This is a genomic window from Formosa sp. L2A11 (assembly GCF_009796865.1).
Classification (GTDB): Bacteria; Bacteroidota; Bacteroidia; order Flavobacteriales; family Flavobacteriaceae; genus Formosa.
Map to the genome: position 1 here is coordinate 3,648,759 of NZ_CP047028.1, position 20,980 is coordinate 3,669,738.

General features: G+C 29.7%; 21 protein-coding genes and 1 pseudogene. 9 read left to right on the forward strand and 13 right to left on the reverse strand.

The window, feature by feature from the left end:
* Positions 1-42: 42 nt before the first annotated feature.
* The gene (gene ribH, locus GQR95_RS15970; RefSeq protein WP_159024082.1) at positions 43-528 is read right to left on the reverse strand and encodes a 6,7-dimethyl-8-ribityllumazine synthase; all 486 of its coding nucleotides are present in this window, start codon (positions 526-528) and stop codon (positions 43-45) included.
* A 2-nt stretch (positions 529-530) separates the two neighbouring features.
* Positions 531-1,322 carry a tol-pal system YbgF family protein gene (locus tag GQR95_RS15975; RefSeq protein WP_159024083.1) on the reverse strand — a complete coding sequence of 264 codons (792 nt, stop codon included), beginning with the start codon at positions 1,320-1,322 and terminating at the stop codon, positions 531-533.
* Positions 1,323-1,452: 130 nt separating this feature from the next.
* On the opposite strand from GQR95_RS15975, the gene GQR95_RS15980 reads away from it, so the two are divergent.
* The 8 genes from GQR95_RS15980 to GQR95_RS16015 all read left to right on the forward strand — a co-directional run bounded on the left by GQR95_RS15980 (position 1,453) and on the right by GQR95_RS16015 (position 9,258).
* Entirely contained in the window at positions 1,453-2,538 is a 1,086-nt protein-coding gene (locus GQR95_RS15980) for a DNA replication/repair protein RecF (protein ID WP_159024084.1), read from the forward strand.
* Between the two features lie 12 nt (positions 2,539-2,550).
* Positions 2,551-2,964: a lipocalin family protein gene (locus GQR95_RS15985; protein WP_159024085.1), complete on the forward strand. Its 414-nt coding sequence runs from the start codon at positions 2,551-2,553 to the stop codon at positions 2,962-2,964.
* A 2-nt stretch (positions 2,965-2,966) separates the two neighbouring features.
* A complete protein-coding gene (locus GQR95_RS15990; RefSeq protein WP_159024086.1) occupies positions 2,967-3,263 on the forward strand; it encodes a DUF721 domain-containing protein in 297 nt (98 codons plus the stop codon).
* 283 nt (positions 3,264-3,546) lie between these two features.
* On the forward strand, positions 3,547-4,341 hold the full coding sequence (locus GQR95_RS15995) for a gluconate 5-dehydrogenase (protein ID WP_159024087.1): 795 nt from the start codon (positions 3,547-3,549) through the stop codon (positions 4,339-4,341).
* A gap of 246 nt (positions 4,342-4,587) precedes the next feature.
* On the forward strand, positions 4,588-5,493 hold the full coding sequence (locus GQR95_RS16000) for an endonuclease/exonuclease/phosphatase family protein (protein WP_233265953.1): 906 nt from the start codon (positions 4,588-4,590) through the stop codon (positions 5,491-5,493).
* 323 nt (positions 5,494-5,816) lie between these two features.
* A complete protein-coding gene (locus tag GQR95_RS16005) occupies positions 5,817-7,661 on the forward strand; it encodes a hypothetical protein (protein ID WP_159024088.1) in 1,845 nt (614 codons plus the stop codon).
* A 312-nt stretch (positions 7,662-7,973) separates the two neighbouring features.
* Positions 7,974-8,342: a DUF6567 family protein gene (locus GQR95_RS16010; protein ID WP_233265954.1), complete on the forward strand. Its 369-nt coding sequence runs from the start codon at positions 7,974-7,976 to the stop codon at positions 8,340-8,342.
* A gap of 226 nt (positions 8,343-8,568) precedes the next feature.
* Complete coding sequence (locus GQR95_RS16015) at positions 8,569-9,258, forward strand: 2,3-diphosphoglycerate-dependent phosphoglycerate mutase (protein ID WP_159024089.1); 690 nt, start codon at positions 8,569-8,571, stop codon at positions 9,256-9,258.
* A gap of 98 nt (positions 9,259-9,356) precedes the next feature.
* On the opposite strand, the gene GQR95_RS16020 is transcribed toward GQR95_RS16015, so the two are convergent.
* The 10 genes from GQR95_RS16020 to GQR95_RS16065 form a co-directional block, all read right to left on the reverse strand.
* A complete protein-coding gene (locus GQR95_RS16020) occupies positions 9,357-10,046 on the reverse strand; it encodes a DUF547 domain-containing protein (protein ID WP_159024090.1) in 690 nt (229 codons plus the stop codon).
* Between the two features lie 76 nt (positions 10,047-10,122).
* Positions 10,123-11,193: a DUF2652 domain-containing protein gene (locus GQR95_RS16025; RefSeq protein WP_159024091.1), complete on the reverse strand. Its 1,071-nt coding sequence runs from the start codon at positions 11,191-11,193 to the stop codon at positions 10,123-10,125.
* Between the two features lie 51 nt (positions 11,194-11,244).
* A complete protein-coding gene (locus GQR95_RS16030; RefSeq protein WP_159024092.1) occupies positions 11,245-12,060 on the reverse strand; it encodes an SdiA-regulated domain-containing protein in 816 nt (271 codons plus the stop codon).
* 81 nt (positions 12,061-12,141) lie between these two features.
* Complete coding sequence (locus tag GQR95_RS16035) at positions 12,142-12,810, reverse strand: hypothetical protein (RefSeq protein ID WP_159024093.1); 669 nt, start codon at positions 12,808-12,810, stop codon at positions 12,142-12,144.
* 4 nt (positions 12,811-12,814) lie between these two features.
* The gene (locus GQR95_RS16040; RefSeq protein WP_233265955.1) at positions 12,815-13,861 is read right to left on the reverse strand and encodes a D-alanine--D-alanine ligase; all 1,047 of its coding nucleotides are present in this window, start codon (positions 13,859-13,861) and stop codon (positions 12,815-12,817) included.
* Complete coding sequence (locus GQR95_RS16045; RefSeq protein WP_159024094.1) at positions 13,858-14,559, reverse strand: NRDE family protein; 702 nt, start codon at positions 14,557-14,559, stop codon at positions 13,858-13,860. The genes GQR95_RS16040 and GQR95_RS16045 overlap by 4 nt, the downstream gene beginning before the upstream one ends.
* Positions 14,547-15,050: a DinB family protein gene (locus tag GQR95_RS16050; RefSeq protein ID WP_159024095.1), complete on the reverse strand. Its 504-nt coding sequence runs from the start codon at positions 15,048-15,050 to the stop codon at positions 14,547-14,549. The genes GQR95_RS16045 and GQR95_RS16050 overlap by 13 nt, the downstream gene beginning before the upstream one ends.
* Before the next feature lie 343 nt (positions 15,051-15,393).
* Entirely contained in the window at positions 15,394-17,343 is a 1,950-nt protein-coding gene (locus GQR95_RS16055) for an OmpA family protein (RefSeq protein WP_199269619.1), read from the reverse strand.
* 32 nt (positions 17,344-17,375) lie between these two features.
* The gene (locus tag GQR95_RS16060) at positions 17,376-18,380 is read right to left on the reverse strand and encodes a type IX secretion system membrane protein PorP/SprF (protein WP_159024097.1); all 1,005 of its coding nucleotides are present in this window, start codon (positions 18,378-18,380) and stop codon (positions 17,376-17,378) included.
* Between the two features lie 39 nt (positions 18,381-18,419).
* On the reverse strand, positions 18,420-20,423 hold the full coding sequence (locus GQR95_RS16065; protein ID WP_159024098.1) for a gliding motility-associated C-terminal domain-containing protein: 2,004 nt from the start codon (positions 20,421-20,423) through the stop codon (positions 18,420-18,422).
* 13 nt (positions 20,424-20,436) lie between these two features.
* On the opposite strand from GQR95_RS16065, the gene GQR95_RS16070 reads away from it, so the two are divergent.
* Positions 20,437-20,655, forward strand: coding sequence for a hypothetical protein (locus GQR95_RS16070; RefSeq protein ID WP_159024099.1), 219 nt, complete (start codon positions 20,437-20,439; stop codon positions 20,653-20,655).
* A 155-nt stretch (positions 20,656-20,810) separates the two neighbouring features.
* Here GQR95_RS16070 and GQR95_RS17165 read toward each other — a convergent pair.
* Positions 20,811-20,909, reverse strand: a pseudogene (locus GQR95_RS17165) (hypothetical protein); the annotation flags it as partial.
* Between the last annotated feature and the right edge of the window lie 71 nt (positions 20,910-20,980).

The window sequence follows — 20,980 nt, forward strand, 5'->3', positions numbered from 1 at the left end:
AACTTACGTTGAGAGTTTTTAATATTTTAAAGTATACTAAGGTTACGAAATGTTACGCAATTCTGCCATTTTAATAGCAGCAACTGCCGCTTCGGTCCCTTTGTTACCATGTACACCTCCAGAACGATCTCTAGATTGTTGTATATTATTATCTGTTAATAAACAAAAAATAACTGGTACATCGTGAATTACGTTTAAGTCTTTTAATCCTTGAGTAACACCTTCACAAACAAAATCGAAATGTTTTGTTTCTCCCTGAATTACACTTCCTATTGCAATTACAGCATCTACCATTTGTTCTTGCATTTTTTTACAACCGTAAATCAATTCAAAACTTCCTGGTACATTCCAACGTTTAAGATTCACCGGGTCTACGCCGTTTTCAATTAAAGTATCGTAAGCACCTTTATAAAGCCCTTCAGTAATTGTGTCGTTCCATTCAGAAACAACAATCCCAAACCGAAAATTAGTCGCGTCTGGGAGTGTTGTTTTATCGTAATCGGATAAATTTTTATTAACTGTTGCCATCTTTATTTATTTGCTAACACTTGCGCCTTACCAATAAATACATCTACAGTTGTTGCTTCGGTAGAAGTTGGATAATCATTTTTAATAGTTTCAAAATAACCTAAAGCTTCAGCAGCTTTACCTAATTCTAAAGCAATCAATCCAGATTTATTTAAATACATTGGCGTAGTGAATTCGTTCGTACTAATTTTCGCCGCTTGCTTATAATAATCTAAAGCATCATCTAATTGATTTAACTGAACAAAAGCATCTCCAATTGCTCCTTTTGCTAAAGGTGCTAAAGCTTCGTCTTCGCTAGAAAAATCTCCTAAATAGTCTATTGCGTTTTTATAATCTTTCAGGTTTAAGTAAGCCATACCAGCATAATACTCTGCTAAATTTGCTGCAGGCGTACCGCTATGGTTTTCAATGATATCTAACATACCATATTTACCTTCACCACCGTTTAATGCTAAAGTGTAAAGCGAATCTTTTTCTGTCCCGTTTACAGCTTCGTTAAAATAAACTTTAGCTTGAGACATATCGTTCATTGCTTCGTTTTCTTGAGGTTGAGCTACAAATTCATTGTAACCTAAATATCCCAATACTACGACAGCAACGACACCAATAATTACAAAAATATATTTTTGATTACTAGCTACCCAGTCTTCAGTTTTAGAAGCGGTTTCGTCTAACGTATTAAAAACCTCTGCTGTTGTTGAGTTTTCTTCAACATTTTCGAAATTTTCTATATCGTTTTCTACTTCTTCTGGTTTCGTAGAGGGTTTGTAACCTCTCTTTTTATAAGTTGCCATATATTCTATATTATTCGGTCGCAAAAATAAAATATTTCCGCAGAAATAAAAGGTTATTTATTTGTTATTTTTCAATAATTTGCGAGACTTTATAAACGTTGATTTTAAATATACGCACACCTCTCTTTATATGATCCTAAAATCCTTATCTCTAATTAATTACAAAAATTTTGAAAGTGAATCTTTTGAGTTCGACGACAAAATTAATTGTTTTGTAGGACAAAATGGAGTAGGAAAAACAAACATATTAGACGCTATTTATCATTTATCTTTCGGAAAAAGCTACTTTAACCCTATCGCATCGCAAAATATTAGACACAATGAAGACTTTTTTGTTGTACAAGGAGATTTTATAAAGCATGATACTCCAGAGAAAATTGTTGTTAGCTTAAAGAATGGACAAAAAAAGGTAATTAAACGAAATGCAAAAGCATACGATAAGTTTAGTGACCATATTGGTTTTATACCCTTAGTAATGATTTCTCCTGCAGACCGAGATTTAATTATAGAAGGTAGCGAAACGCGTAGAAAATTTATGGATAGTGTAATATCGCAAAGTGATAAAGCTTATTTAAACGATTTAATTAGTTATAATAAAACCATATCGCAACGTAATGCATTGTTAAAATATTTTGCATTAAATCATACTTTTAATCAAGATACTTTAGATGTTTACAACCAACAACTAAACGATTTTGGAGCTAGTATTTTTGAAAAAAGAAAAGCTTTCTTAGATGTTTTTATTCCTATTTTTAAGGCTAGACACAAGGTTATTAGTAATAACCAAGAACCTGTAGATTTAAATTATAAAAGCGATTTATTTAATGGCGATTTAAAACAACTTTTAGAACAAAGTATAAATAAAGACAGAGCGGTACAATACACGTCTACCGGAATACATAAAGATGATTTATTATTTGAAATTGATGGCTTTCCTATTAAAAAATTTGGGAGTCAGGGACAACAAAAATCATTTTTAATAGCTTTAAAACTAGCACAATTCGACTTTATAAAGGCCCAAAGTGGTGTAAATCCTATTTTATTATTAGATGATATTTTTGATAAATTAGATGAGCAACGCGTAGGACAAATTATTAAATTAGTAGATAACTCAGATTTCGGTCAGTTATTTATTAGCGATACTCATGCAGACCGAACAGAAAATGCTATAAAACAAGTACGTCAATCCTATCAGATTTTTAATATTGGCGCATAAATTCTTATTATTATGAAACAGATTATTGTAATTTTTAGCTTAATTATTTTAAGCAGCTGCTCAAAATCTTCAGACATAAAGATTTCAAATTTAAATGGCTATTGGGAAATTGAAGAAGTTATAAAAGCAGATGGAACATCTCACGTTTATAAAATAAATGAAACGGTAGATTTTTTTGAAATAAATGATAGTCTTTCTGGCTACAGACAAAAAATGAAAACAGATTCTGACAATAAATATATGCCTGTAGCGGTTAAGGAACAGATTAAAATTATTACAGAAAACGATAGTTTAAAAGTACATTACCAAACCCCTTTTTCGGATTGGAAAGAGACTATTTTAGAATTAAATAACGACAAATTAAAAGTCGTAAATCAACATCAAAACGTATATATTTACAAACGATATATTCCTTTAAACTTATAATTATGGCGAAACGTAATAACGAAAACCTAAGCATATCAGACGTCTTAAAAGAATTTGTAGAAACCAATAAATTAGAACGTGGTTTAGACAAAGTAAACGTACGCGATGCTTGGACAAAGCTAATGGGAAATGGCGTTAACAATTACACTACGGCTATAAGTTTAGAGCGCGACACGCTTTATGTACAATTAAGTTCTAGCGTATTAAGAGAAGAATTAAGCTACGGGAAATCTAAAATAATTACTATGCTTAATGAAGAATTAGGTAAAGATTTAGTACAAAAAATTATTTTAAGATAAGTTTACCTAAAAAAATACATCCATAAAAAAGGCACCATTTCAAAGTATTGAAATGGTGCCTTTTTTATAAGTAACTACTCTCCTATCTTAATATTAAAAAACATATTCTGTTAATATGGACAAGCTCATAAAGTCCCACGAAAACAACACTTCTTAATGATTCTTAAATTATAACAAACAGAAATTAATCATATTTTTTTATTTATAATTAATCAATTCAATATTTTATAATAAGTTTATACACCAGTTAAAACGCGAAAGAAATAATTAAAATAATTTTCCAATGAGTTTAGATTTATTTAATGTAGAAAACAAAATAGCTTTAATTACAGGAAGCACACATGGTTTAGGTTTAGCTATGGCTAAAGGTTTAGGACTTGCAGGTGCTACAATTATTATAAATGGTAATTCTTCGCAAGATAAAATAGACAAAGCTGTTTCAGAATGTAAAGCCGAAGGAATAAAAGCAGTAGGCTATAAATTTAATGTTACAGAAGAAGCTGAAGTTATTTCTGCAATTTCTAAAATAGAAATAGAAGTTGGCCCTATAGATATTTTAATTAATAACGCCGGTATTATAAAACGTACACCACTTATAGACATGGAGGTAGCCGATTTTAAAGCTGTGGTTAATATAGATTTAGTGAGTCCTTTTATTGTATCTAAACACGTGGTAAAAAACATGATACAACGTAACCAAGGAAAAGTGATTAACATTTGTTCTATGATGAGTGAATTGGGACGAGCTAACGTTGGTGCTTATGCTGCTGCAAAAGGCGGATTAAAAATGTTAACGCAGAATATGGCTACAGAATGGGCAAAACATAACATTCAGGTTAATGGTATTGGTCCTGGTTATTTTGCAACATCTCAGACTGCTCCTATTCGAGTAGAAGGACATCCTTTTAATGATTTTATTATTAGCAGAACACCTGCAGCAAGATGGGGAAATCCAGAAGATTTACAAGGTGCAACCATTTTTTTAAGCTCTAAAGCTAGTGATTTTGTTAACGGACATGTGGTATATGTAGATGGTGGTATTTTAGCCACCATAGGAAAACCTTCTAATGAAGGCTAACAGTATCAATAGTATAAAAATATAAGATATTTTAATACTATAAAACGTCTAAAACAGATAGCAATATTATCTTTTTTAGGCGTTTTATATATGTGTGCCTTTTCTAAATAAAAAAAATGGATTCTTAATCCTTAAAATGTAAATCCCTTTAGATTTAGTAGACAAATCATTTCTAGTACTAACAGAAGATAATTCAATATTTTGTTCTAATAAATGATACAATTGGTATTTATTTCACACTTATCTATGAAGCATAAACCTACCTCTCTTTTAATCTTTTTTTTAGTTGTAATAACAACATCTTTTACATCTAATAATAAAACAAAAACTACTTTAGTAAGTAATAACAGTACAATAAATACAGAAATTTTACTTACTAAAGGAAAAACTAAATCCTTAAAAATTGCCTCGTGGAATATCAGAGATTTAGGACGTACTAAAGACGCTCAGGAAATACTTAAAATAGCTAAGATTCTTAAAGATTTTGACATTGTAGCCATACAAGAAGTCGTTGCTAAAGATCCTGCCGGAGCACAAGCTGTTGCTAAAATTGCTGACGAATTAAATAGAATGGATTCTAAATGGGATTATCGGATAAGCGATCCTACAAAAAGTCCTTCGGTTTATATTAGCGAACGCTATGCTTTCTTATGGAAAACCTCTAAAGTAAAACTAACTAATCGGGCTTATCTAGATTCGGAATTAGAAGACGTATGTTTTAGAGAACCGTTTATAGGCAAATTTCAATTAAAAAATAATACAGAACCATTTTACGTGATAAACTTCCACTCTAGAAAGTTTGATGATAATCCGGAACAAGAAATTATTTTCTTAAAAGAGTATTCAACAAGACTAAATTCTGATAACATATTAATTTTAGGTGATTTTAATCTAAATGAAACACATGAAGTTTGGGATAATTTATACAATCGCGGATTTAACCCCGCACTAAACAATACGAAAACAACTTTAAAAACAAAGTGTAAAAACGGGAATTATTTAAATCACCATATTGATAATATCTACTATTCTAAAAATATAATCCCAATACATTCTGGTGCTATAGATTTTGTTAACACCTGCTCTAATTTAGAAATAGCTAGAGGCTTATCAGATCATTTACCAGTTTATTTAGAGTATTCTTTAAACTAATTTAATCTATATATAAAAGCTGGACATTATATTTGCATGACTTTTATCTATTCTAAATGTTCGTTTCATTGTCAGGTAATAGAATCCTGATTAGAGTAGATTACATCCAGAAACAGAAAAACATTAGATCCAATTACAAAATATATGATTGTAAAAAATACTGTATTTATAAAGTAAATACAGTTTAGAAACACCAGTAAAAAAACAAAATAAACATCAAAAAATCAAACATTTACGGGTAACAGTAATGTTCTTTTGAATTTAAATAGTAATTTTAGTTTGTAATTATACAACATTCTATTAATAGATAATAAACTCCCCAAATGAAATTAGAGAAGATATTAGATAAACTAGGTTCAATTGAAAAAAACTCCTTCATCAAAATAATCGATAATATAATATCTAAAAACCCTAAGCATAATAAGGAAATAGATAAAATTTTAAGTAGTACAGAAAAAGGTTTAAAGTCTGTTGACAATCAAAATATATCTAAGATATTCAATTTAATAGAAGCGGAATTTAAAAATTATATAAAATGTGAATTTCAAGAAATCACATCTCAATTAGATATTTTAATTGATATAATTATAAGAGATGGAAATTGCATAATGAAACAAGACTGGTTTTCTAGGTTATATGAAACAGAAATTAAACAACTAAAAAATAGAATAAAAATACTTAATTCTGATTTTAAAGATGATAAATCTGAATTGAGTCCAACTAGAAAACGTGATTATACTATTTATAAATCATGCTTAAGTACTGCATATTATAATGATGTAGATAATAATAGAGATTCTAAAATAACGTCTGATGAATTATCTATAATTTTAACACTAGAGAAGCAACTTGGCCTTTCTCAGGAAGAAGTAAAACTAATTAATTACTCAATCTTACCAATAAAAAAACTTGATATTCTAGAAGTTATAAAAGGATTAAAAAATATTGGAGTCATATTTTATTCTAATAAAGAAAACACCATTTATGTTGCAGACGAAATAGTTAGATTATTAAGAAAAATAAGAGAAAAGGAAGTTGCTGAAAAATTTTATAGAAGAACACTTAAATTACTTCGAGAACCTATAATAAATCAAATATGCAGAGATCATAATATTGACAGAAAACTTACATATTCACAAAAGGTTGAAGGAATTATAAAAGAAGGAGTTCCATTTACAAACTTGCTCCTTGATCATATCTATAAACAAGGAAGCTCTTTAACCGATAAAAAAAAGACTCTAAATGAGCTTTGTGAAAAAGGATTAAATTTAGAGAATCTTAAAGGAAGTGTTTTAGAAGACAAAATATCTAGTTTAATCGACCATTTTGAAAATGTTGAAAAAGATGAAAAAGTAGGTATTTCATTAGACGGTTATGATAAATTACTCTGTGAACTAAATTTATCTCTACCAACATTAAATAAGCAATTAAAAGATCAGTTCGAATTACAAGATGAATTTGTTTTAAAAGCAGATTTCTTATTAGATTACAATATTAAACCAAGAGATATTTTAGACTTAATTACAAAAAAAGATCTTACTCAGTTTATTAAAGACAATGGCGTAAAACAGCGCGGTGATGATATTTTAAATATTCTAGAACATTATAAAGATGTTGAAAATTTATATTTAGAAAACTATGAAAACGTTGCTTATCGAAATTTAAATCTATTAAAAGAAAATGGAATTACAATTAAAGAAAGTGAATTAGGATTAAAGTTTGAAGAGCTAACAGAAGTAATTTTTAAAGGATTAGGATTCAATGTAGATAATGTGTTTAAAAATGAATTAAACACAAAAAAGGATATGATTGACATCCTTATAAACTTAGGCAATGAAGAAGTTATTATTGTAGAATGTAAGACGAGTAAAGAACGTGGATACAATAAGTTTAGTACCGTCTCTAGACAATTAAAATCATATCAAAATCTAGCCCTTAAAAATAATTTAAGAATCGTAAAAATTTTATTAATTGCTCCAGAATATAGTGACGATTTTATAACAGACTGCGAAATGGATACAGAGATGAATCTATCTCTCATAACTGCATCAACTTTATCTAATATTTTTGAATCTTTTAAAACTTCAAAATACACAGAATTTCCTCATGTACTGTTTAGAGATATTATAATTAATGAAGAACGCATACTAAAAGCACTAAGTAAATAATGGCAGTATCACATAAATCTTATTATAGATCAGATCAAGGTTTATGAGATAATGTCTGTTATTAATCTACATAATAAAACTGTAATTCCTCTTCTTGTTGTCTAGCAGAACTAAAGTTTTAAATACCCAATAACTCGTGTATCATAATCGACATCTTTATAACTACATATTTTAAATGTTTTTTTTCTAAAAGTACGGAATACAGTAATAAAAATCTTCTACTTAAATTTAATTTTACTTGCATAATAATGGATAAGACTTTGACCTGACAAATCCATAAAACAAGGTAAGGCAAGACTAAAATTAAGTAAAATGAATAAATTTATTAAAGTAGCAATTATTGTATTAAGTATGACTTCTCTATCTAGTTGCGCTGTACATAGCGGATTGGTTTCCAATCAAAACAACAATACAACAGAAGTTGTTTTAACAAAAAACAATTACAAAATTATTGAAAGAGTACAAGGAGAATCTGAAGCCCGATATGTTTTAGGTTTTGGAGGTCTTAAGAAAAACGGATTAATAGCTAAAGCAAAATCTAATATGCTTGAAAACGCAGATATTATTGGAAGTTCTAAAGCCGTAATAAACGAAACTGTAGAATTAAAACAATCTTTTTTCCCTTTTGTTACTAAAGTTAAAGTAATTGTATCTGCTTATATTGTAGAATTTACAGAATAAGACAAATAAATATAAATCATTAAATCCGGTAATATGAATTTATATATTACTGGATTTTTTTTTATAAAAAAAAATAAATACTCTGATTAATCTTCAGAATTTAACACGAATTATCATCCTTTATAAATAGAAAGAAACACCTATTTTTATAGCATAAACTAACGTTAAAACATGCAAAAAACTATATATTTTTAACTAATTTTATAGTACTAAAAAAGAAATCAAAATGGGAAAATTGATATTAGTAAGACACGGAAAAAGTCTATGGAATGTGAAAAATGTTTTTACAGGATGGACAAATGTAGACTTGGCTTCTGAAGGTATTGAAGAAGCTAAAAAAGCAGGAGAACTCATTAAATCTAATCATTTAGATATCGATGTATGTTTCTCTTCTTATCTAAAAAGAGCTATTCGTACGCAATGGCTTATTTTAGAAACTGCAAATTTAATGCATACAGACTGCCATTATAGTTGGAAATTAAACGAGAGACATTACGGAGATTGGCAAGGTAAAAACAAAGACGAAGTCCTTAAAGGCGTTGGAGAAGATTTATTTTTAAAAGTAAGAAGAGGTTATGATACACCACCACCAAGTTTAAATCCGGAAGATAAAAGAAACCCTAAATTTGATGCCGATTACAAACTAATAGACCCTACAATTTTACCCTTAGGAGAATCTTTGAAAGACACCTCTAAACGTGTTATTAACTATTTCTTTGAAGCCATAGCTCCTGAGTTAGCAAAAGGAAAAACGGTACTTGTTTCTGCTCACGGTAATTCTCTAAGAGCCCTAATAGAGTATATTGAACACATCGCTATAGAAGATATTGATAAAGTTGAAGTAAAAACAGGAGTTCCTCATTTATATGAGTTTGACGATAAATTAAATGTGACTAATCATTATCAATTAAAATAAAATTTGATTTAGATATATTTGAAATTATCTCTTTCTAAGATTAAATTAATAAAAAAGCTTTGCAGTATTTGCAAAGCTTTTTTGTTTTCAGCCTCTAATCAAACATAATTTGCCAAATGAGATTCCCAACTATAAGGATTATATTCAAGATTATAAGTCGTGATTTCTACTTGTAAAACGGTTTTTAATATACTTTTAATACCTTTTACTCCTCCAAAGTCTCCATGATACCAGAATAGTAGTTTAGATGTTTTTACAGTCTTATTAACAGTGTCTATAATTGTTTCTGAAGACAAGAATGCATACATCGCATCATCTAATTGTTGGTTTAATTTTTCGAAAGTATAAAAAGCTATTGGTGGGCAACTTTTAGCGCCACAATTTAAAGCAAAATGAATGCGATAATCAATTTCTTTTACTGCTAAATTTCTAATTAAGGCGGACGTAAAAAGATTAGGTAAATACCCTAAACTTTTTTTCCATCTATATTTTCTTAAAATACCATGTTCAATATCATCTAAACTAAAAACAGTGTCTGCAATGCTAATCTCCTTTTCTTTAAAAATATGCTTGCCTTGCACATTAGAACGACTGGCTAATATTTGGTAATAGGCATTGTAAATATTAATCCAGAATGTTTTCTTTTCTTTATCTGTTGCCAATAAAGCAGATAATTCTATTAGAGACAGATTGTTTAATTTTTGTTCTAATTCTGTCGTCTCTTTTTTAAGCTTTACGTTAAGTAATAATTCTCCAGATAGCGAAAGTAAAGTATTGTTTTTGTTCATAATTTTAAGTGCTTCTGTAAAGCATAAATAAAGTATTCTAATTAATAAGAAAATTGATTCTCTGGACGATTAATCTTTAAAAAAATTGATTTTCGAATACGCGATTGATGGCAATTTGATTTAATTTTTCTAGTTTTTTATTCCACATTTTTTCAATCATTATTAAAATACTATGTTTCATAATATTTCCGATAAAGTTAAATTCTAAAAATAAATCTAGACTTAAATTTGTATTAGAATCATTTATTTTATCAAGACGAATCACGTAATGAAAATCTCTAACAAACATCATATCTTTAGTTTTTTCTCCATAAATAAGGCTGTCCTTAGATTTTTCTGAAATCGTTTCAAAATTTAGTTTCCCAAATTGTAAAACGCAATGATGTTGTGTTCCTATTCTGTTAATTTTATTTTCATCGAATTCTATACGTTTAACACTGTCATCCCATAAATGCCTATATTTAAGATCGCTTATTAACAAATAAAGAGTGTCTATATCTGTACCCATAGTTTTCTGAATACTTTGTATAGGAATTACAGATTTCTCTTCTTGGATTTCCTTTTCTTTAAATGCAAGTTCATTTTTTATATGATTTAAGTTTGTGTAGAAATATGTTATTTCTTCTTTATCATATATTTCGGTTAACGATTTCCATTCGGTTCCGATCTTGTTTTTATATAAATTATATACAGCACTAGAAATAAGTAAATATTCGTTTAAAAGCACATTATTTTTTAATAATCTGTGTGCTTTTATAACATCTTTACCATAAGGTTTAACAATATCTTTTACCTTAATAAAGTTTAAATCTCCATGATGAACAACAAACTTTAATTCTAAATTATTTGTAGTTCTGCACGCGCCACAGTTACAAATTCGTTTACGCTCATACATTTTAGTATGTGCATGAAACGCCTGTATCATTTTTTGTGTTTGGTTTACAATATCGTCAAACAAAACATGTTGCGTTGTGTACATAAACAAGGCATCTCCCTCAACCTCTATCAATTTAAAATTGATTGGGTTAGTATCTATTAAAATTTCTAATAATTCTGAAATAATATGAATACTATGTTCAATTTCTGTGGTGTTTACAAATTCAGAAAAACCACTAATATCTGGCATAAAGTAAAATGCTTTTTTCATTGGGTAATTTCTATGTTAGTCGAAAGAAAAAACTTAAACTAATTACTATTTTTATTTTATATAATTGAATTGTAAAACATTTCCTTTTCCTTTTCGCCCTTCATTAGAAATATACAAGTCTCCATTTTCTGAAAAGAAAATCCCTTCTGGTTGTTTAAAAAGCGGATAATCCAAAGAATATTTATTTAAAATAACGCCTTCCAAGCTCATTTCAACCATTAATTTACCAACAGTAGAAATAACGAATAAAGTATGCGTTTTAGGATTAATAGCTAAACCACTTGGTGCAAAATGATGTTTCTTATCTTTAAATCTAAAATCCTTTTTAGGTATAATATATGCTGGTGTTTTGTTTAAAGTATTTGTGTCTAAATTAAAAGCATAGATTACATTTTTATCTTCTTTATCAATTTCTACTTCTGCTTTACAGGCTATTAACAATCTATTATTTTCTTTATCAAAAAACAATCCTTCGGCATCTTCCTTGGCACTTAAAAAGGTTTTGTGTTTCTTAACTTTTGGCTTCTTTTTAAAATTTTTAATTTCATAAATAGTTCCGTTAGATTTCAAAACATACACAACATCTTCAATTATAGCTATATCTTCATAATCACCATCTTTACCAAACTTATAACTATCTACTACCTTTTCGGTCTCTAAATTATATTCATACAACTTACCTTCTTCATCATTAATACTTAAAATCTGTGGAAAATTTAAAACTGAAATTCCTGAAATTTCAACTAATTTCTTAGGCATTTCCCATACTTGAGATGGTTCTTTTAAATTATAAATTGGTGTATTCACTTCAGAATTAGGATTTTTACAAGTCATAAAAAAGAATAAAAGAAGAATATTTTTAAACATAGTATCTAGTTTTTTTATTAAAAACGAATGTGAATTTAGTGTTTTAACAAAAACACTCCTTAATTGCACTGAACAAGCAAATTACACCTTCTTAATCTTATATTGTTTTACTGAAAATTGAATCAATTGAATAAGGCCTAAAACGAAGAACAAGAGTGCAATAAAAAGATTGAGATATGGACTAAAAGCTGCAATATTATCTTCAAAAATAAATTTACCAACATAAGCAAAAGTTAACATACCGGAACACGTCCCTAATAATGCTCCTGGAATAAAAACCATGTTAGCACTTTTAGTTTCGGCTAACTTATTAGTACGAAATAGATATAAATAAACGCCAGACCAATATGGCCATTGTACAACATTTAAACTGTTTAATAACAAACCTAAGACTATGGCATATTTAAATTGCATAACATCTTTTAAAGAGAAACTTGTTGTACTATTTAATGTTAAAAATAAGTAAGACGCAATTCCTAAAAGAAATAGTATTGTAAATACATCTATAAAGACTAGTAATGTTTTTTGTTTAACCAACCATTTTGCAAAACGGCTAATAGTGCACATTACAAAAAACTCAATAATAACAATTCCTAATACAAATAAGAAAGTATTTGTAGAGCCTTTATCAATCAATAATTGTAAAGCAATAACATTAAGATAACTTAATGGTAAAGACCCTAAAAAGCTTATAAAAAAGCCTAGCCAAAATGGTTTTCTGTTTGATAAATGCTTTGTAATTAATTCCAAAATACTAGCTTAAAAGTTTTAAATTTTTTCTTAGTAAATTATTCCCTTTAATCATTTTTATAGATTCTGAAAAGGTTAAATATCGGCTTCCCGTTTTTAAATTATGTGTACTTATGGTATATAAAATTTTGTAATGCTTAATGATTTCTTTCCATGCAAAAAAGATAGAATGTTTAGGATCGTAAATATGTGTAGGTTCACTCCCTGCACCATTAAGTTCTATTATAGAAAAATTTTGCCCTGCTTCTAGATCTTCTCGAGAATGGAATTTTATATCTAACCTTCCAAAATGAAAATCTGGAATTTGTTTACAAATGGTATCAAATGTTTTTGTTAATCTATCGTTTGCCCAATCGCTAACATCTGTAAATTTACTACCTCTTACATGGTTACCAAATGGAACCAAATTAAATAGCTCGTCTTCCGGTAATATAGATTCTAAAAAATCCCCATATTTCTTTTTTAATGTTTTTAATTGCAATAAAAATCTTGGATTTGCATGTATAAGTTCTGTAATGGTATGTTTTCCATTTCCTTTTACAACTAAGAAATCTTTATGCACAATTCCCGAAATAACACCTTCAGTTTCAAATGGCATGCGGTAATAAAACAAGCCAATCTCAAGAGAATAATCGATAAATTCTTGAATTAAAAAATCGTAATTCACCTTATCTAAATAAACGCCTAAATCATGCCACGTATCAATTTTTTCTACACGCAACCCTTGTAATCCTATATCTGGCTTAATAATTAATGGAAACGAGATACTTGTCTTTTTCAATTCTGCTTTTATAGCATTTAAAGTCGTTCCTGATTTAAAAAGTAGTGTTTCTGGTATATATTGATTTGGAATAAGATCGTAAATTTCCTTTTTACTTTCCATCGCAAATCCACCATTAATAATTCTCGGGTTACTCGCATTAAAAAAACCTAAAGAACGTGCTTTTATGCTTAAATATATCCAATAAAAATAGATAGGAAAATACAAAATATAGGTATTCCAATATTCCCAATGTATCAATTTATGTAATGTGTTTTTTATTTTAATCACAATGAAACTTCTTTAATAGGTGAATTATTAACTTTATCTATATAAGTCATTTTAATAGTGTTGTTTTTAAAAATTAGCTGACTTATACTTACCGTTGTCAAAATATCATCTCGATTAATAACTAAACCATATTCACTGTTTGTAGGCTGTGTATGATTATGAAACTTTAGAATACTAACATCATCTATTTTGTTTTCTTTTTGAATAAAATCTTTAAACCATTGTTTTCTTAAATCCCGTTGTTCTCGATTATAAAGTGTTGCAGAAGACCAAATAAAAGGTACTGAAACCTCATGATTAATACGATATTTATGTCTGGAGTCCCATTTTAATTCGGTTAACATATTGTGCTTAGCCACAATTAAAGTAAAAGGTTCAATATTGGTTAAATCTATTTCACTAAAATAATTTAGAACATCTTCTGCTGCTAAAATCTCTAATAAAATGGCTCCTCTACTTTTTCTGTAATTTTCTTTTTTCTCATGATTCTCGAATGCCCCATTTAGCAATACAATACATGTTCCTTTTTCGTTTCCGACAATCCAAGTACCTCCTGCTTGTTTATCTTTAGGAAAAACAGCTCTGGTATTATTTATGGTATACACTTCTGGAGCTAATGTAGGGCGCTTTGTTTTTTCATCTCTATTAGAAGTTAAAACAAATCCATCTGGTTGCGGAATATAAGTTACTGTGCACATTGTTTTCTATATCTTATAGTTGCTGGTGCCAATCCAAAAGTATCGTCTATAAAAGACATGCTATTTAGTGCTAACAATCCGACCTTTATTAATGCTTGATGATGTATACTGTGCTCTAAACAATATGCTAATTCTCTTAAAAACGAAGTTTGAATTTTAATTTTTTCACCATCTTCTGTAGAAAAATCGCCTTCAAGAACTAAAAGACTATCGCCTTTAATTTGATTTAAATCGTTATTAATTTCATCAATAATTTGAATGGCATATTGTGTATCTGTTTCAATTAAAAGATTCCTTTTTCTATTATCGTAATTAATAATTTTTGTCTTCAAACCATGAAGTGCACATTTATAAAACTCTAAAATATGTCTTACATGCTGACCAATAGTTGCTCCAAACATGGTATTAGAAGACGATTGGTATTGTGCTTCTGATAATTGATGCAATACGCACTTTATTTCGTTTAAATTTTCTTGACAATGAATTTTCATATAATAAATGATGGAAGGTTTAGTTGGTATTGATACAAAATACTTTATAAGTAGACGTTAAAAAATAATTTCCTAACAATTTATTTACTTTTAAAACATAAAAAATCCAAAACAAAAGATATTGTCTTGGATTTAAAAAAAAACAGTTATATTTAATATGAATGATGATAGAAATAGTTACACATTAAAAGCGTAATACTGTCTGTTTTTTTATGCTATTGAAATAAAATGTATAAATTAAGAGTATAATACGTCTTTTTGTAGTGAGAACTAGAAGAAATAAAAATCCCCCTAAAAAGTTAATTGTAACGCTTTAGGGGGATTAAAAATTAGATAAAAAATATTAATATGATAATACTTTCACCTCTGTTCGTCTATTTTTTTGATGTAATTCTCTAGAACATTTAACACCGTTTGAACAATCGTTAACCAATTGTGTTTCGCCATATCCTTTAGCTTCCATTCGATCTCTAGCAATACCTTTACTTACTAAATAATCTACTGCAGATTGTGCTCTTTTTTGTGATAAATCCATATTGTAATCGTCTGCTCCTCGACTATCTGTATGAGCTGATAATTCAATTTTTAATGATGGATTATCTCTCATTATTCTAATCATTTCATTTAATACAACCTGTGCATCTGTTCTAATGTTGTACTTATCGAAATTATAATAAATTCCATCTAAAACAAATTTCTTACCTACTTCAAATAATGGTTTTAAATGTAGCGCAACTCTAATGGTATCATTTTTAATATCAGTAGTCGTGTTAACTGTAAGTGAATCTGAATAAAATTTTTGTTTCTGACTTAATATTTTAAATTCTGATCCCGGAGTCACTGTAAAACTAAAGTCGCCTTCATATCCGCTTGTTTTTTGTGCGATAAGCTCTCTATCTTTAGAGAATAAACTCACTTTAACATCAGATAATTGTTTCTCTGTAGTTTCTCCTTCATAAGTAATACCTTCTAAGACAACAACCAGTTCTGGTATTTCATAATTAAATGAATAGATATCATCTTTTCCTATACCTCCTGATCTATTAGAAGAGAAAAATCCTTTTGATTTTTTTTCTTTCTCGTAGTTAATCACGTAAGCAAAATCGTCTCCTCCACTGTTTACAGGATACTTAAGATTTTCTAAGTTAGTCCATGTATCTCTAGAACCTTCAGCCTTAAAGATATCTAAACCACCTAAGCCAACAAAACTATTACTTGAAAAGTAAAGTGTTCCGTTAGGTGCAATGTTAGGAAACATTTCATTTTTAGAACCATTTATAGCATTTCCTGCATTTATAGGTTCTCCCCAACTTCCATCAGCTTGTTTTTCTGAGTACCAAATATCTGAACCACCAATACTACCTTCCATGTCAGACACGTAGTATAATGTTTGTTCGTCTGTACTTAAAGTAGCATGTCCAATAGAATATTTTTTTACATTATTGTAAACAAAAGGTTCTGCTTCCCAACCGTCGCTTACTTTTGTATAGATGTATAACTCTAATCTATTTGTTTTGTATTTTACATTCCCTTTTTTTGTTTTCTGACCATCTTTTCCAGAATATGTACGAGTTACATAAAACACATTACCTGACTTATTACTTGTTATAGGACCAACATGAAATTTATGGTTTCCTTTATTAAAAACAAGATCTTCAGATGTTGGATTACTAAGTCCAATATTTAAACTATCTATATCTGCTTTAAATATCTTTAAAAAAGAAGCTCCAGTCCAACTTAATGTTTTTGGCTTATCAGAGCTTTGTTCTTCTCCTGTGTAATAAACTTCATTATCTAAAGGATAAGCACCAAATTCTGAAAGTGGAGTATTTACTTCTTTTTCATTTTTAATTTTGTAATCTAACGGATTTGCCATCCATTTTATAGCAGCATCACAACCTGCTATTTGTACAGCTACATCTTCATTACTTCCTTCGGCTTTAATATAGTCTTGTAAAGCTTTTTTAGCTTCTGCATAACGCGCCGTTTGTTTTAACGTTGTTGCATATAACAACAAGTTTTCAGGATCACTATTAGGATAATCTACTATTCTAGAATACCAGTTAGAAGAAAGCTCATAATCATTCACTTGACTGTAAGAATATGCCAATTGCTCCATGTCTTTCAACTTAGGTCTTGGTACATCTGTAAGTTTTTGATAGATAAGAATAGCTTTTCCGTATTGATAACTATTAAAGTATTCATTTGCTTTTTTTCGGTTACTGGGCTGCTCTTGTGCTTGCACAGACATTAAGCTCATTAAACTCAATAAAAGGATTGCGTATATTTTCATTTTAATCAATTTAAAATCTATTGGTAAACGTTTTAAAAGAATCTTGGACTAATCAATCTTTTAGAACTCGATGAGAAGGTATATCCTAAAGTAAGTTCGTGAGAACCATTCTCGGAATTACCTAAAGTATTCAGCATATAATCATAAGAATATCCAATACGTAATTTATCATTTACATAAAACTGAACGATTCCAGATATTGCATTAGTAGACTTTAAGCTTTCACTATAATCTACATAGTCTTTATCCCATAAAGAAATACCTGTTCTGTAGCTAGCTCCAAACCAAAATTTGTCATTAAATATTAACATTCCATTAATATCTAAACTAGTTGTTCCTTTAAAATCTTCTTTAACAAGAATACTTGGTTTTAATTTCAAATATGAATTCATATCAAAAAGTGCTCCTGCAATAAAATACATGTGCTTATTTTGATCGATATTATAATATGTGTCGTCTGTTCCAAAAAGATAGTTTTCGGTATCTTCTAAAATATTCATGAAAGAAACCCCTGCGTACCATTTCGGACTGTAATAATAAACACCTAATCTAATATTCCATTTCCAGACTGTTTCATTGGTATTATATAAATCAGCATCGCTTCCGTTTACAGCAGAAAACATAGAACCATCTAGTCCGTAACTACCAATTCCTGCACCAATACCAAAACTTAAACGCTGTGTATCTTCATCATTTAATCTAAGACGATATGCATAGTTACCATAAATAGTTGTTGCTTTTTGTGGTCCTAATTGATCTGAAGTAACTTGTAATCCTACTCCAACATTTCTTGTATCTTCAGATACAATTCCATCAATAGATACTTGGCCTGTTTGTGGTGCCCCATCTAAACCGGCCCATTGATTTCGCAGTCCAACTTGAGCAAACCACTGATCTTTATAACCTGCATAAGCTGGGTTTACACTTAATGTGTTAAAAATATACTGTGTAAACTGAATTTCTTGTTGCGCTCTTAACTTTGGTGCTTTAAAAAGCACCAAAGTTAATAACATTAGCAAATAATATTCTTTTTTCATTCGTTTATGAACTTCTTTATTAATAATCTTATTTTATAATTATTCTTTTATATAAAGCCATCCGTCATACCCTTTAACTCCACCTTGTTTGTCGGTTAGTTTTATATGGTAATAATATGTCCCTTTATTTAAGCCTTCTCCTGAGAAACCGTTACTGTTAGAGTAATCAGAATTTCTATAAACTTCATTACCCCATCTATTAAAAATTAATACCTGAGCTTTATTATAGAATTCTAAACCTATAATCTCAAAAGTGTCATTATCTCCATCTTTGTTTGGAGTTATAACGTTAGGTATAAATAATCCAGATATTGATATAGTAACTGTAGCTTCATTAGTCCATCTACCATTTCCATCTTGAACCATGTAAGTAAAGTAATCATCTCCTGTATATTTAATATTAGGATCTGGAGTGTAAATAACTTCACAGTCTGCAGTTACTTCTACTGTACCATATTGTGGCTGATCGACAACTTGAATAGTAGAACAAATTAACTCTGTATCATAAGCTACATCATTATCTAAAATTGGAATACTTACAGATTCATCTAATGTTGTTTCAGCTTCATCATCGTAAGCATCAGGAGGCGTAATATCTAAATCAGTGTCTGTTACATCATCATTATCAAAATCAGTTCCTGAAGTATCATATATAGTGTTTCCTTGAGCATCATCTGCCACAGCAAGTGCTGTATTGATAACATATCCTAAATCTAAATCATCTTGAACTACAGAATAAGAGATAACGAAAGTTGTATTATCACTTTCTCCTGGTTCTAAACTTGCTATACTACTATCTAAAGTTCCTCCTAATAAAGGATCTTCTATTGTAATATTAGTTAAAGTAACACTACCTGTATTTTTAACAGTAAACACATAAGTGATAGCTTTAGTTACTTTATTATAAGTTCCTTCTTTTAATAAGCTAATTGCTGAATTCGTATTAAATACTGTTACCGTAGCATCATCAGGTTCACCATCGCCATTTGCATCAATGTTTGTTGCATCTGTTGGATCATCTGAAAGATCTGAAACTGAATCTCCTGCAGGATCGTTTCCTGTTACTGTTGCTTGATTTGTTACACGTCCAGAATTTACATCTGCTTGTGTAATGGTATAAGTAGCAGTGAACGTTGTAGAATCACTAGCGCCTGGTGCTAAACTTGCAAGACTTCCTGTTACAGATACTAATGGATCTGAGATTGAAATATTTGTAAGTGTTACATTTCCCATGTTTTTTACTACAAATCCGTATGTGATTGTTTCACCTGCTTCTGTAAATCCGTTTCCGTTAGCATCATTAAATGTTGCTGTTTTTTCTAAACTGATACCGCCGTTTGAACCTGAGAATTCTGTTACCGTAGCATCATCAGGTTCGCCATCTCCATTTGCATCAACGTTTGTTGCATCTGTTGGATCATCTGAAAGATCTGAAACTGAAGTTCCTTCAGGATCTGTTCCTGTTACTGTTGCTTGGTTACTTACACTTCCTGAATCTACATCTGATTGTGTAATGGTATAAGTAGCAGTGAACGTTGTAGAATCACTAGCGCCTGGTGCTAAACTTGCAAGACTTCCTGTTACAGATACTAATGCATCTGAGATTGAAATATTTGTAAGTGTTACGTTTCCGGTGTTAGTCACTTTAAATCCGTAAGTGATTGTCTCACCTGCATCGGTAAATCCGTTTCCGTTAACATCATTAAACGTTCCCGTTTTTTCTAAACTCATACTTGAAGAGCTAGAGAATCCTGTTACCGTAGCATCATCAGGTTCACCATCGCCATTTGCATCAACGTTTGTTGCATCTGTTGGATCATCTGAAAGATCTGAAACTGAATCTCCTTCAGGATCTGTTCCGGTTACTGTTGCTTGATTTGTTACACTTCCTGAATCTATATCTAATTGTGTAATGGTATAAGTTGCAGTGAACGTTGTAGAATCACTGGCGCCTGGTGCTAAACTTGCAAGACTTCCTGTTACAGATACTAATGCATCTGAGATTGAAATATTTGTAAGTGTTACATTTCCAGTGTTAGTCACTTTAAAGCCGTAAGTGATTGTCTCATTTACATCTGCAAATCCGTTTCCGTTAACATCATTAAAGGTTGCTGTTTTTTCTAAACTCATACTTGAAGAGCTAGAGAAATCTGTTACCGTAGCATCATCAGGTTCGCCATCGCCATTTGCATCAACGTTTGTTGCATCTGTTGGATCATCTGAAAGATCTGAAACTGAAGTTCCTTCAGGATCTGTTCCGGTTACTGTTGCTTGATTTGTTACACTTCCTGAATCTATATCTGATTGTGTAATCGTATAAGTAGCAGTGAATGTTGAAGAATCACTAGCGCCTGGTGCTAAACTTGCAAGACTTCCTGTTACAGATACTAATGCATCTGAGATTGAAATATTTGTAAGTGTTACGTTTCCAGTGTTAGTTACTTTAAATCCGTATGTGATAGTCTCATTTACATCTGCAAATCCGTTTCCGTTAGCATCATTAAAAGTTGACGTTTTTTCTAAAGAAATACTTGAAGAGCTAGAGAAATCTGTTACCGTAGCATCATCAGGTTCGCCATCGCCATTTGCATCAACGTTTG

Coding starts and splice junctions, on each gene's coding strand:
- GQR95_RS15985 (WP_159024085.1), top strand. CDS start 2,551: ATGAAACAGATTATTGTAATTTTTAGCTTAATTATTTTAAGCAGCTGC.
- ribH (WP_159024082.1), bottom strand. CDS start 528: ATGGCAACAGTTAATAAAAATTTATCCGATTACGATAAAACAACACTC.
- GQR95_RS16015 (WP_159024089.1), top strand. CDS start 8,569: ATGGGAAAATTGATATTAGTAAGACACGGAAAAAGTCTATGGAATGTG.
- GQR95_RS16060 (WP_159024097.1), bottom strand. CDS start 18,380: ATGAAAAAAGAATATTATTTGCTAATGTTATTAACTTTGGTGCTTTTT.
- GQR95_RS16025 (WP_159024091.1), bottom strand. CDS start 11,193: ATGAAAAAAGCATTTTACTTTATGCCAGATATTAGTGGTTTTTCTGAA.
- GQR95_RS16030 (WP_159024092.1), bottom strand. CDS start 12,060: ATGTTTAAAAATATTCTTCTTTTATTCTTTTTTATGACTTGTAAAAAT.
- GQR95_RS16005 (WP_159024088.1), top strand. CDS start 5,817: ATGAAATTAGAGAAGATATTAGATAAACTAGGTTCAATTGAAAAAAAC.
- GQR95_RS15980 (WP_159024084.1), top strand. CDS start 1,453: ATGATCCTAAAATCCTTATCTCTAATTAATTACAAAAATTTTGAAAGT.
- GQR95_RS16020 (WP_159024090.1), bottom strand. CDS start 10,046: ATGAACAAAAACAATACTTTACTTTCGCTATCTGGAGAATTATTACTT.
- GQR95_RS16000 (WP_233265953.1), top strand. CDS start 4,588: ATGAAGCATAAACCTACCTCTCTTTTAATCTTTTTTTTAGTTGTAATA.
- GQR95_RS15990 (WP_159024086.1), top strand. CDS start 2,967: ATGGCGAAACGTAATAACGAAAACCTAAGCATATCAGACGTCTTAAAA.
- GQR95_RS16045 (WP_159024094.1), bottom strand. CDS start 14,559: ATGTGCACAGTAACTTATATTCCGCAACCAGATGGATTTGTTTTAACT.
- GQR95_RS15995 (WP_159024087.1), top strand. CDS start 3,547: ATGAGTTTAGATTTATTTAATGTAGAAAACAAAATAGCTTTAATTACA.
- GQR95_RS16010 (WP_233265954.1), top strand. CDS start 7,974: ATGAATAAATTTATTAAAGTAGCAATTATTGTATTAAGTATGACTTCT.
- GQR95_RS16055 (WP_199269619.1), bottom strand. CDS start 17,343: ATGAAAATATACGCAATCCTTTTATTGAGTTTAATGAGCTTAATGTCT.
- GQR95_RS16050 (WP_159024095.1), bottom strand. CDS start 15,050: ATGAAAATTCATTGTCAAGAAAATTTAAACGAAATAAAGTGCGTATTG.
- GQR95_RS15975 (WP_159024083.1), bottom strand. CDS start 1,322: ATGGCAACTTATAAAAAGAGAGGTTACAAACCCTCTACGAAACCAGAA.